Origin of the sequence: uncultured Aquimarina sp. (genome assembly GCF_947492405.1) — a bacterium.
In the GTDB taxonomy this organism is placed as follows: domain Bacteria; phylum Bacteroidota; class Bacteroidia; order Flavobacteriales; family Flavobacteriaceae; genus Aquimarina.
Window position 1 is genome coordinate 169,378 of sequence record NZ_CANLMP010000002.1, and the last position, 12,606, is coordinate 181,983.

The following is a 12,606-nucleotide window of genomic DNA, read 5'->3' on the forward strand; positions in this document are numbered from 1 at the left end:
TATTTGAATTATTTATTCAACGCTACCTTACTAATCAATTATAATTCTCTTACCGCTTCTTTAAATTGCCTTCCTCTTTCTTCATAGTTTTTAAAAAGATCAAAACTTGCACAAGCCGGTGACAACAACACATTCTCATTACGCTCTGCAATTTTATAGGCCATATTAACAGCTTCTTTCATAGATTGCGTCTCTACTATATTATCTACACAATTACCAAAAGCATTAATTATCTTGGTATTATCTACTCCTAAACAAATAATTGCTTTTACTTTTTCGTTAACCAACGGATACAACTCTGTATAATCATTTCCTTTATCAACACCACCAACGATCCACACTGTTGCTGATTTCATAGCATCTAGTGCATAAAAAGTAGCATTAACATTTGTTGCCTTAGAATCATTCACATACTGCACATTGTTTATTTTGAGTACATTCTCGAGACGGTGCTCAACTCCGTGAAAATTTTCAAGACATTCACGTATTGTAGTCTTTCTAATTTTCAATAATTGTGATACCGTGGCTGCCGCCATTGCATTCTTAACGTTGTGATTTCCTTTTAATGCTAAATTTTTTGTTGGCATGATAAATTCGTTGTTGTCTATTGTTATTTTTATATTTTCTCCTTCCAAATACGCTCCATTTCTCACCTTTTTCTTTAATGAAAATGGTAATAATTTTGAACGAATAGGATGCTCTTCTATATATTTTGTAATTACTTCATCATCCCCATCATAGATGAAATAGTCACTTTCTGTTTGATTCATTGTAATCCTAAATTTTGAAGCGATATAATTTTCAAACTTATATTCATATCGATCCAAATGATCAGGTGTAATATTTGTCAGTACTGCAATATGCGGCGCAAATTTTTTAATACCATCAAGTTGAAAACTACTCAACTCCAGCACATAATATGGAGTATCATTTTCTGCCACTTGCTTTGCAAAACTATCTCCGATATTCCCTGCCATACTCACATCCAACCCCCCATCTTTAAGCACGTGATGTGTAAGCATTGTGGTAGTTGTTTTACCGTTACTTCCGGTTATTCCAACAATTTTAGCAGATGTAAACTCTGAAGCAAATTCAATTTCTGACACCACAGGTATTCCTTTCTCCAGTAGTTTTTTAATCATCACTACTTTATCCGGAATTCCAGGGCTTTTCATTACTATATCAGCATTCAGAATTTTATCTTCAGTATGCTTTTGCTCTTCCCATTCGATTTCAAAATTTCTAAGAACTTCTTTATATGTATCTGTAATCATTCCTTTATCAGAAACAAATACGTCGAACCCTTCCTTCTTTCCCAAAATAGCAGTCCCCACTCCACTTTCTCCAGCTCCTAAAACGACAAGTCGTTTTTTAATTTTTGAATTACGATTCACGATTTACGATTTCTCATTGTTTTTATTGAAGCAACAACTATTGATAATAATTCATTTGCTTCAGCCAACAACCTTTTTATTTCTTGATGTTCTTTTTGTGATATTTCAAAAAAGATCTCCAAAAAGTACATGCACTCATCTGCCTCTTCCTCAACAATTTTTAATTTATGTATGAAATCAGCATCAGATTTGGCTCTACAAGCCGCTCTATAATTAGCTCCAACAGAGCTTGAACATCTAATCAATTGTCTACAAAAAGCATCATATTCTCTTGTTACTGGAAACTTTCCACATAAGTGCCAACAATCAATTGCAAACCTCTTTGTTCTATTTTTTAATACTTCTTTCACAAATCGTTAATCTAAAATCTCTCTCATATCTTAAATTCTTATCTGACTTTTAAGGTAATAACAGCAATTATTGCTAGAAAAATTCCAATAATCCAGAATCTCGCTACAATCTTACTTTCATGAATTCCTTTTTTCTGATAATGATGATGTAATGGTGACATTAAAAATATCCTTCTTCCTTCTCCATATTTTTTTCTGGTATATTTAAACCAACTTACCTGCATCATAACCGATAAGGTTTCTATAAAAAAGATTCCGCATACAATCGGAATCAAAAATTCTTTACGTATTGCAATTGCTATTACAGCTATTATCCCGCCTATTGTCAAGCTACCTGTATCTCCCATGAAAACTTGTGCCGGATAGGTGTTATACCATAAAAATCCTACCAAAGCACCTGCAAATGCAGCTATATAAATCGTCATCTCACCAGAGTTGGGGATATACATTACATTTAGATAATCAGAAAAGACAATATTACCTGATACCCAGGCAAATAAAGCTAGTGTAAGCACGATAATCGCAGAAGAACCTGCTGCTAATCCATCAATTCCATCTGTAAGGTTTGCTCCATTAGAAACCGCTGTTACAATAAAAATCACAATTGGTATAAAGACCAACCAAGCATACTTTGCCAAATCAGGATTAATCCAAGTAATCAAACTTGAATAATCAAATTCATTATCCTTGAAAAAAGGAATAGTTGTTTTTGTAGATTTAACAGCCGGATTAAATTCAGATTCACCTTCTACTGATACGACTTGTTCTATATCGGAAATAGTCTTTTCTTCTTTGATGGTAATATCCTCATGAAAATACATAGTACATCCAACAATAAGACCAAGACCTACTTGACCAATTACTTTAAATCTTCCTGCTAATCCTTCCTTATCTTTCTTTTTTATTTTCAGATAATCATCCGTAAAACCAATAACACCCATCCACAAAGTAGTTATGATCAAGAGAATGATATAAATATTGTCAAGCTTAGCAAAAAGTAGTGCAGGAACTAGTGTAGCCAAAATTATTATAATACCACCCATAGTTGGAGTACCCGCTTTTTCTGCCTGTCCATCCAAACCAAGTTCTCTAATGCTTTCGCCCATTTGTTTTTTCTGCAGAAAACTTATAATTCGTTTACCATAAATAGTAGAAATCAATAGCGATAGAATAATTGCCATTGCTGCTCTAAATGTGATAAACTGAAACAAAGATGCTCCAGGAAATTGGTACTCACTTTCTAAATATTGAAACAAATAATATAGCATATATATCTTCACCTTTATATCCGTTCTAAACCGAACACAACAGAAAGGATTTATTTATTTTCCTATTTTTTTTAGTTCTTCTTTTACTATTTCAAAATCATTAAAATCTATTCGCTCTCCATTTATCTCCTGATAGGTTTCGTGACCCTTGCCTGCTATCAAAATAATATCGTTTTCTTCTGCAAATTGACAAGCGGTTCTTATGGCTTGCTTTCTATCGGTAATTGATATTATTTTCTTATAATTCTGTGGCTCAACCCCTTTCTCTATATCCTCAATAATTTGTTCTGGATTCTCTGTCCTTGGATTATCACTTGTAAAAACTACTTTATTACTTAGTGTTGTAGCGATATTACCCATTACTGGTCTTTTCCCTTTATCTCTATCCCCTCCGCAACCAACTACAGTAATTAAGGCTTCATTATTAGTTCGTATATCATTGATAGTCTCTAATACATTCTTCAGTGCATCTGGTGTGTGAGCATAATCAACTATAGCAGTAATTTTTTTATCAGAAATTAGATATTGAAATCTTCCGCTAACGCTTTCCAAATCACTTAATAGTTGTAAAATTTCTAATGTTTCAAGTCCTAATAATTCTGCTGTTCCAAAAATTGCTAACAGATTATAAGCATTAAAACTGCCTATCAGTCTTGTCCAAACATCATTATCGTTTATCTTCAACAGTAGACCTCCAAGACTATTCTCTAGAATTTGCCCTCTAAAATCTGCATACGATTTTAGTGCATATGTATATTGTTTAGCCTTCGTGTTTTGAAGCATAAAGCTTCCATTTTTATCATCTTTATTAGTTAATGCAAATGCCTTATTACCTAATTCATCAAAGAACACTTTTTTTACATCCCTATACTCTTTAAAGGTATTGTGATAATCAAGATGATCATGAGAGAGATTCGTAAAAACCCCTCCTTCAAATACCAATCCAGCAGTACGCTTCTGATCAATTCCATGAGAGCTTACTTCCATAAAACAATACTCTACACCAGTATCATTCATTTCTTTTAGGTAGTAGTTTATTGTTAAAGAATCTGGTGTTGTATGTGTTGCTTTATACTCCAAATCATCTACAAGGATTTTCACAGTTGACAACAAACCTACTTTATAACCAGCTTTTTTAAAAAGTTGATACAACAAAGTAGCTATAGTTGTTTTTCCGTTAGTACCTGTAACTCCAACAAGTTTTAAATTCTCTGATGGAGATCCATAGTAGTTAGCTGCGATAATAGCCAGTGCTCTCTGCGCATCCTCTACCTGAACATATACTAAACCGTCAATCAAAAATTCGGGCATGGTTTCGCATATGATAGCTATTGCACCTTGGTCAATAGCTTTTTCTATGTAATCATGACCATCTACTACAGTTCCCTTAATCGCAACAAACACGTCATTCTGCTCGACTTTTCTTGAATCGAATTCAACCTTTTTGATGCTTGTAGTTGTGTTTCCTACAACAGCATCCATAGGGACTTTATATAAAATATCTTTTAACTCGATCACGATAACTCTATTCTAATAGTTTGATTGGTTTGTACTTTGGTTCCTGGTTCTATCGATTGACTCTTTACTTTGCCCGAGCCTTTTACCTCTACTTTTAATCCCATATTTTCTAAAAGTGAAATAACATCCATAGCGGGCATCCCTTTTAAGTTTGGCATTATAGTTTTATACTTTCTTGCTTTCTGAAAATATTCTTCATAGCTCTTTGATATTTCTTGGCTTTCAACTATACCAGGAGACACCTCATCCACAACTGGTATATCGTTATAAACTTTTAAAGCTATTGTTTTAAAAACCGGAGCTGCAACAATATTTCCGTAGTATCCTTTTTCCTTATTAGGCTTATGAATAACTACGATACAAGAATATCTAGGATCTTCTGCAGGAAAATATCCTGCAAAAGAAGATATATACTCTCTTTCTTTAGCTTTTCCATAATTACCCCAACATGTACCTGTTTTTCCGGCAATCTGAAAATTCTCAGTCTGTATATTATCCGCTGTTCCTCTAATCACTACATTTTTCATCATTTCCTGTACAATCTTTGCTGTTTCTTTAGAGCATATTGCAGGATTAAGCACCTCTTTATCAAATCTTTCTCTAGTCTTATCCCAAGCTTTCACTTCTTTTATGAATCTGGGTTTTACCATCTCTCCATTATTGGCTATTGCATTATAGAAAGCTAATGTTTGAAGTGGAGTTATTGCAACACCATATCCATGTGCCATCCATGGTAATGTAGTACCATACCAATCTTTATCTCCTGGATAAGGAATTTTTGGTTTACCTTCACCTTTAATGGATAAGCCTAAGGTTTTATGTAACCCCATATTCATTAATCGATTCACAAACTTCTTAGGATCACTCTTATAATTTTCGTCAATTATCTTTGCAAAAGCAGTGTTTGATGATAATTCAAATGCTTTTGCTGCAGATATTTTCCCATATCCTCCCCATTTAGAATCTTTTACAACTCTATCATAAAATTTTACACGCCCATTTTCTGTATCTACCACATAGCTAGAATCGATAACTTTATCCTCTAAAGCTGCTACCATAGCCATTAGTTTAAATGTTGATCCTGGTTCGTGAGATTCACCTACCGCATAATTCAATTTCTCGTAATATTTACCCGATTTAGTTCGACCAAGATTAGAAATTGCTTTTATTTCTCCAGTTCTGGTTTCCATTACCACAACAGTTCCGTGTTCTGCTTCAAACTTTTCTAATTGTGCTAACAAAGCATGATGAGTGATATCCTGAACATTCACATCTATTGTAGAAATCACATCATATCCATCTTGAGGCTCTACTTCATTAGCATCTCCAATAGGTTTCCATTGATTTTTTGCGATTTTTTGTTTTTTACGTTTCCCTTCTTTTCCTCTTAAAAAAGGACCATATGCACCTTCCAGACCAACTCGAGTATAATATCCTTGATCATCGCGGCGTTCATACCCAACGGTTCTTTCTGCTATTTTCCCAATCGGATGCTCTCGAATTGTTCGCTGTTCTACGATCAACCCTCCTCGGTTCGCCCCATACTTCAACAAAGGAAAGTTTTTAACACGCATGTACTGAGAATACCCCAGATTTCTTCGAATTAAAAAGTATCTATTTTTATTGTCTCGAGCTCTTCGTAATACATCATCGTAATGTTCTGCAGACTTACCAAACTCTTTTGACAATGCCTTAGACAACTCTGTAATATTTTCTCTAAAATCTTTGTCTGTTACGGTAACTGCATCAAAACGGATATCATACTTAGGTACGGATGTAGCCAATAAGTTACCTTTGCTATCGTATAAATTGCCACGATTTGCTGGTATATCGAATGTTTTGAAAACACGCTGTTCTCCTTTAGCTCGATACATATCACCTTCTACAAATTGTGTTTTTGCCAGTTTCACCACAACTAAAATTGCGAAGATGAACATACATCCCGCAATGAAGTATAACCTATTTAATATGTTTTTATCTTTTACTGCCAAAACAACTTTACTCTTTTACTATTATTTTTTGTGGTGGTCTTGTTGGTCTTTTTATACCCTTTTTTGTCATTTTTTCAATGACAGATGATTCCATTTTTAATTGCATCAATTCTGTTCTACCATCTACAAACTGCGTTCTTAATTCTCGTACTTCATTATTTAATTTTGCAATTTCATGAACTTTACTTTCTGCATTATGAGAACTAGCAATCATAATAATTGCCAAAAACGACAAAAAAAGTAGCATACGCCAATTCTTCATTGCGTCGTCGGCAATTAGAAACTTACCTTTTAATATGTCATATACGGTTTGCTTCAAATCCTTTCAGCTATTCTTAATTTTGCACTTCGTGCTCTGTTATTTATTTTAATTTCTTCATCTGTAGGAACTATCAATCCTCCTACTTTCTTAAAAGGCACAGAAATATTACCATATATATCCTTCTCAGGTTCTCCTTCAAATAACCCACTTCTGATAAACCTTTTTACCAACCTATCCTCTAAAGAGTGGTATGATATCAGACTAATTCTTCCTCCTTCATCTAACATATCCTGTGTCTGCAATAAAAACTCTTTGAGCACTTCGATTTCCTGATTCACTTCTATCCTGATAGCCTGATATATTTGCGCTAATATTTTATGTTCTTTATGTTTTGGCATAAAAGGCTTTAGCACTTCCTTTAATTCTGCACTTGTTTTGATAGGTTTATCTTTTCTTGAACCAATAATAGCTCTTGCCAGCTTTGGAGCATTTCTCAACTCTCCATACTGAAAAAACATTGTTCTCAAATCCGACTCGTCATATTCATTAACCACATGATAAGCTGACAACTCATCACCTTGATTCATCCTCATGTCCAAGTCTGCTTCAAACCGAGTAGAGAAACCCCGTTCTGCTACATCGAATTGATGAGATGAAACTCCAAAATCACCTAAAATCCCATCTACTTTCCGCACTCCATGAAAACGAAGAAAACGCTTGATAAACCTAAAATTCTCATTAATCAGAACAAACCTCTCATCATCAATCACATTAAGTAATGCATCTTTATCTTGATCAAAAGCATATAACTTACCCTTATCCCCAAGTCTTTTCAAAATTTCTCTAGAATGTCCTCCTCCACCAAAAGTTACATCTACGTATACCCCATCAGGATTGATCGCTAGACCATCGACAGTTTCTTTTAGCAAAACCGGATTATGATATTCCATCTGTTTCATCGTCAAATCCCATTACTTCTTCGGCAAGATCAGCAAAGTCTACTGCGGCATCATCAATTGCTTTTTCGTACTGTTGCTTATCCCAAATTTCTATAATATTAACAGCAGAAGACAACACAAGTTCTTTTGTGATTCCTGCAAAACTTACTAAATCCTTTGGTATCAAAAGACGGCCACTAGCATCAATTTCTACTACTTTCACTCCCGCAGTAAACCTTCGGATGAAATCGTTGTTTTTCTTTTTAAATCGATTTAGTTTATTCATTTTTTGCATCAAAAGATTCCATTCTTCCATTGGATATAACTCCAAACAAGGCTGAAACACTGCTCTTTTCAACACAAAACCATCTTGCAATACAGGCGAAAGTTGTTTTTTAAAAGCAACAGGCATCATCAGACGTCCCTTAGCGTCTGCTTTACACTCGTATGTACCTATAAGATTTACCACTTTTGCTTTCTTACTGCTATAATTAGTCAAATATATTGAAAAATTTACCACTTTTTACCACAATCTACCACATTGTTAATAAGTTGTCACTGAAACGTAAGATCAACTTCATTCATAAACTTTAATATTTTGCTTATCCACAAAGCACATCAGAAGTATAAAATCTTGGTTTTGACGTATTCATGATCAAAAAAAATGACTGATTGAAAAAATCTAAAAAAATCATATCGCACTATTGATAAAAAATCTTCAAACTAATTATGAAAATGCTATATTTGCTTTTAATTCTTGTAAGAAGTATTAATGAAGCACGAATTAAAAAAAGACGGAAAATTCAGTTATCTTGAATTAGGGGAAGGCACACCAATCGTGATTTTACACGGACTGATGGGTGGCTTAAGCAACTTTGATGGCGTAAGCACTTATTTTCCGGAAAACGGATATAAGGTGTTGATACCCGAGCTTCCGCTATACGAAATGCCATTGATAAAAACCAGCGTTGGTACTTTTGCTAAATATCTTAAAGATTTTATCGACCAACTTGGTTACAAAGAAGTAATCTTACTAGGTAACTCTCTTGGAGGGCACATTGGATTATTATGCACTAAAATGTTTCCTGAAAAAGTAAAAGCTTTAGTAATAACTGGAAGCTCCGGACTTTACGAAAGTGCCATGGGAGAAAGTTATCCTAAACGAGGTGATTATGAATACATAAAAGCAAAAGCTGAAAATGTATTTTATGACCCAGCAATTGCCACTAAAGAAATTGTTGACGAGGTATACGCCACTGTTAATGACAGGAATAAGCTTATAAGAACATTAGCAATTGCCAAAAGTGCTATACGGCATAATATGGCTAAAGATCTGCCTAATATGAAAACTCCAACTTGTATTATTTGGGGCAGAAATGACAATGTTACTCCTCCTGAAGTTGCAGATGATTTTAATAGATTATTACCAGATTCTGATTTATACTGGATAGATAAATGTGGACACGCTGCTATGATGGAACATCCTGAAGAGTTTAATAAATTATTACATTCTTGGTTTCAGGAGCGTAATTTCTAATCAACTACAATTTATGAAGATTAGTAGCGCTGAATTTATAATGAGCAACAGCGATGTAGCAAAATGTCCAAAGAACAATTTACCTGAATATGCTTTTATTGGGAGATCTAACGTAGGTAAATCCTCTTTAATCAACATGTTAACCAGTCGCAAAAGCTTAGCAAAAACTTCTGGAAGACCTGGAAAAACGCAGCTAATCAATCATTTTTTAATTAATAAGAATTGGTTTTTGGTAGATTTACCAGGCTATGGATATGCAAGAGTTTCTAAATCATCTAAAAAAGTATTTCAGAAATTTATTACTGCGTATTTTTCTAAAAGGACCCAACTAGTTTCTGCATTTGTGCTAATAGATTGCAGACATGAACCACAAAAAATCGATTTAGAATTCATGCAATGGCTAGGTGAAAACCAAATTCCGTTTTCGATAATTTTCACAAAAGCGGATAAACTTACCAAGACCAAATTGCCTTTAAACATTGAGACTTATACTAAGGAAATGCTCAAGTACTGGGAAGAGATGCCTAATTATTTTATCAGTTCATCTTCTTCGGGATTAGGTAAAGAAGAAATATTGAATTATATACAAGAAATAAATCAGAAAATGGCTGATTCTTAGGCCAGCCTCTTTCGCAAAGTTTCTATTAAATCTTCTGCAGAATTCATCAAACTAAATTCATTAGCGCTTACCAGAACATTCAATATATTTCCTTTTTGCTCTAGAATTACAGGAAATTGAAACTTTTGATACTCAATTCCCTTAATTTCTTCCATAAGCTCATCTTTATACTTAAAAACAAATTCATAGGGAGCAAATTCTCTAAACTCTTTCCAAATTTTATTCTCTGAAAAATTCCCGTGTGTTAAGCTACAAAGATTACAAGAATAGGAAGATGGACTTATAATTTTATGCGCAAAATCTAATGATTTACTCCAAATATCAGAATCAGCGTTATATATAATTATAATTGTTCTTTTCAATCTTTCTTCTTTTAACAGTTTAGTCGATAGAAAGAACAATTTCTTATATCAAAATAATATTATTTTTCCTTGAGTTCCAGTTTCTCTGCGAAATAATCACAGAAATCCTTCATTGTTGCAGACATTTTTTCATCTTGAGTAGCTCTGTTAAAAGTTTCACTCATTGACACCAAAGTTTGATGAAAAAACACTTTCATTTCATCAACTGGCATATCCTTAGTCCATAAATCAATCCGAAGACTTTCCTTACTCTTATTATCCCAAACCGATAATAACATTGCCTTGGTTTCTTCGTTTTCAATCCCTCCATCTTTAGCAGTCCAGTGTAGCTTTTCAGGAACTTTGTTTTCATCAAGTTCTATTTCAATTTTGATTTCGGATTTATGTGTATTTGCCATTATCTTGAGGGTTTATATTTTGAAGCGTTAAAAATTGTCTCAGCATCTGTTAATAATAATTGCCGCAAAGATACATTGTTATTTTTCATATATGAACTAACTATTTTCCAACCTACATACTGCCCAACTCTGTCTGGCGCTTCTTGATCAATTTCTTCTAAATAAAACTTAGAAAAAGGCGCTGGATACAAGAATCTAGGTAACACCTCAGCTTCTGTACTATATAATAGTTGACGATCTATAAAGTACCTCCATATTTCTTCTTCATTTGCTTGCACCCAAGCAAATTGATCTTCTGTATATGCCATCTTCTGGCTATCTAAAAAACCAGGAAGAAATAAATCTTTTAAATACATCTCTTTCCCGTAATATATCATATTTGCCAAAAAAGTTCTATTTCTTGGCAACTCAACCAATTGTCTAGCGTACATAGTGGCCACATCTGGCAAGATTTGATCTCTCACAAAACGACTTTTAAGATACGCTTGTATACCTCCATAAAAATGATGATCTGCTCCCAAGTAAGTATCTAAGGAGATAATTAACAAATTATCCGACAATATAACTTTTCGTTGATAATCCACATTAGATGTTACCGTAATCACCCTTGGCACTGTAACCTCCGGGAAGTAATATTTTACATGTTGTAAAAGAGATTCGAGTTGTTCTTTTTCTGTTGAGAAATTGCTGAATGCCTTTTCTACTTCTTCATTAATCTCTAACTGTATCGTGTCTTTAGTTTTTTGAATCCAAACACTATCTGTAGTTTTTTCCGGAAACAAAAAAGGATATCTCATCTTTACATCGTCCAAATTTTCTGATGTTACATCTGCAAAAATTCTATCAAAACGTTCAATACCAATTTCTACGGGTATCGCCGCTATTTCTTTTTCGATTTTATTTTCTTTTGCACATGACGATAAAATGCAAAAAACCACAACTATTTTTAAAAACTTACTATACTTCATTATAATATTATCATATCTACATAAATAATTACCCTTACCCTCTAACGCGATCTTTTTTTATTAATTTTATAACCACAAATTTAATATTATCAAATTACGTTTTGCAAGATAATTGTTTACAAAAGCAATACTAACTTTAATACGATCATTACAAAAAAATAAAATATGCAAACTGAAAAAGTAATTGACCACATTGTAAATTGGTTAAAAGATTATGCGACTAAAGCAAATATTAATGGATTTGTTGTTGGAATTAGTGGTGGAATTGACAGCGCAGTTACCTCAACCTTATGTGCTAAAACGGGCTTACATGTTTTATGTGTAGAAATGCCAATACATCAGGCACAAAGCCAAGTAACCCGAGCACAAGAGCATATTTCTCAACTAAAAGAACGATTTAATAAAATATCTGATACTCGAGTAGATCTAACACCAGTTTTTGAAGAATTTAAAAATTCCGTTCCAAAAAGTGATTCAGACACTCGCTTAAACCTGTCTCTAGCCAACACTAGAGCACGATTACGGATGACTACCTTATATTATTTAGCCGGACTACATGGGTATTTAGTAGCCGGTACCGGAAATAAAGTTGAAGATTTTGGTGTAGGCTTTTATACTAAATATGGTGATGGCGGCGTTGATATAAGTCCAATTGCAGATTTATTAAAGAGTGAAGTTTATGAATTAGCAAGGGTACTGGAAGTACCTGATTCGATACAAGTTGCTACTCCAACTGATGGTTTATTTGGAGATAGCAGGAGTGATGAGGATCAGATTGGAGCGAGTTATGACGAACTGGAATGGGCTATGAAAATGAAGGACTTAGGCAAGAAAAATGAAGATTTTTCTGGTCGAGAACAAGAGGTCTTCAAGATTTATTCCCGTTTAAATACGGTAAATCAACACAAAATGATACCGATTCCTGTCTGCGAAATACCCGTTAATCTGATTTAAGTGACATTTTATCGATAACTTCATAAAAAAAAGTTTACGACTAGTAG

General features: G+C 33.8%; 14 protein-coding genes. 3 read left to right on the forward strand and 11 right to left on the reverse strand.

From position 1 onward, the window contains the following. Window positions 1-38: 38 nt before the first annotated feature. From murD to mraZ, 8 genes are all read right to left on the reverse strand, one after another. Window positions 39-1,376, reverse strand: a complete 1,338-nt coding sequence (gene murD / locus Q0829_RS07115; protein WP_298542764.1) for a UDP-N-acetylmuramoyl-L-alanine--D-glutamate ligase — start codon at window positions 1,374-1,376, stop codon at window positions 39-41. Window positions 1,377-1,390: 14 nt separating this feature from the next. Next, window positions 1,391-1,744: a four helix bundle protein gene (locus tag Q0829_RS07120; RefSeq protein ID WP_298541479.1), complete on the reverse strand. Its 354-nt coding sequence runs from the start codon at window positions 1,742-1,744 to the stop codon at window positions 1,391-1,393. A gap of 38 nt (window positions 1,745-1,782) precedes the next feature. Continuing rightward, window positions 1,783-3,012, reverse strand: coding sequence for a phospho-N-acetylmuramoyl-pentapeptide-transferase (gene mraY, locus Q0829_RS07125; RefSeq protein ID WP_298541480.1), 1,230 nt, complete (start codon window positions 3,010-3,012; stop codon window positions 1,783-1,785). 54 nt (window positions 3,013-3,066) lie between these two features. Beyond that, window positions 3,067-4,530 carry a UDP-N-acetylmuramoyl-L-alanyl-D-glutamate--2,6-diaminopimelate ligase gene (locus Q0829_RS07130; RefSeq protein WP_298541481.1) on the reverse strand — a complete coding sequence of 488 codons (1,464 nt, stop codon included), beginning with the start codon at window positions 4,528-4,530 and terminating at the stop codon, window positions 3,067-3,069. Further along, window positions 4,527-6,467 carry a penicillin-binding protein gene (locus Q0829_RS07135; protein ID WP_298541482.1) on the reverse strand — a complete coding sequence of 647 codons (1,941 nt, stop codon included), beginning with the start codon at window positions 6,465-6,467 and terminating at the stop codon, window positions 4,527-4,529. The genes Q0829_RS07130 and Q0829_RS07135 overlap by 4 nt, the downstream gene beginning before the upstream one ends. Window positions 6,468-6,528: 61 nt before the next feature. Further along, complete coding sequence (locus Q0829_RS07140; protein ID WP_298541483.1) at window positions 6,529-6,840, reverse strand: FtsL-like putative cell division protein; 312 nt, start codon at window positions 6,838-6,840, stop codon at window positions 6,529-6,531. Then, on the reverse strand, window positions 6,837-7,733 hold the full coding sequence (gene rsmH, locus Q0829_RS07145) for a 16S rRNA (cytosine(1402)-N(4))-methyltransferase RsmH (protein WP_298541484.1): 897 nt from the start codon (window positions 7,731-7,733) through the stop codon (window positions 6,837-6,839). The genes Q0829_RS07140 and rsmH overlap by 4 nt, the downstream gene beginning before the upstream one ends. Further along, entirely contained in the window at window positions 7,720-8,190 is a 471-nt protein-coding gene (mraZ, locus tag Q0829_RS07150; protein WP_298542767.1) for a division/cell wall cluster transcriptional repressor MraZ, read from the reverse strand. The genes rsmH and mraZ overlap by 14 nt, the downstream gene beginning before the upstream one ends. 303 nt (window positions 8,191-8,493) lie before the next feature. On the opposite strand from mraZ, the gene Q0829_RS07155 reads away from it, so the two are divergent. Continuing rightward, on the forward strand, window positions 8,494-9,258 hold the full coding sequence (locus Q0829_RS07155) for an alpha/beta hydrolase (protein WP_298541486.1): 765 nt from the start codon (window positions 8,494-8,496) through the stop codon (window positions 9,256-9,258). 13 nt (window positions 9,259-9,271) lie between these two features. Next, the gene (gene yihA, locus Q0829_RS07160; protein WP_298541488.1) at window positions 9,272-9,877 is read left to right on the forward strand and encodes a ribosome biogenesis GTP-binding protein YihA/YsxC; all 606 of its coding nucleotides are present in this window, start codon (window positions 9,272-9,274) and stop codon (window positions 9,875-9,877) included. Here yihA and Q0829_RS07165 read toward each other — a convergent pair. The 3 genes from Q0829_RS07165 to gldB are packed head-to-tail and all read right to left on the reverse strand — an operon-like array spanning window position 9,874 to window position 11,605. Next, on the reverse strand, window positions 9,874-10,239 hold the full coding sequence (locus tag Q0829_RS07165; RefSeq protein WP_298541489.1) for a GTPase: 366 nt from the start codon (window positions 10,237-10,239) through the stop codon (window positions 9,874-9,876). The genes yihA and Q0829_RS07165 overlap by 4 nt on opposite strands. 59 nt (window positions 10,240-10,298) lie before the next feature. Continuing rightward, window positions 10,299-10,637: a gliding motility protein GldC gene (gene gldC / locus Q0829_RS07170; protein ID WP_298541490.1), complete on the reverse strand. Its 339-nt coding sequence runs from the start codon at window positions 10,635-10,637 to the stop codon at window positions 10,299-10,301. Continuing rightward, entirely contained in the window at window positions 10,637-11,605 is a 969-nt protein-coding gene (gene gldB, locus Q0829_RS07175; protein ID WP_298541491.1) for a gliding motility lipoprotein GldB, read from the reverse strand. The genes gldC and gldB overlap by 1 nt, the downstream gene beginning before the upstream one ends. Window positions 11,606-11,770: 165 nt before the next feature. Here gldB and nadE point away from each other — a divergent pair, with 165 nt between their 5' ends. After that, complete coding sequence (gene nadE, locus Q0829_RS07180) at window positions 11,771-12,559, forward strand: NAD(+) synthase (protein ID WP_298541492.1); 789 nt, start codon at window positions 11,771-11,773, stop codon at window positions 12,557-12,559. Window positions 12,560-12,606 lie beyond the last annotated feature (47 nt).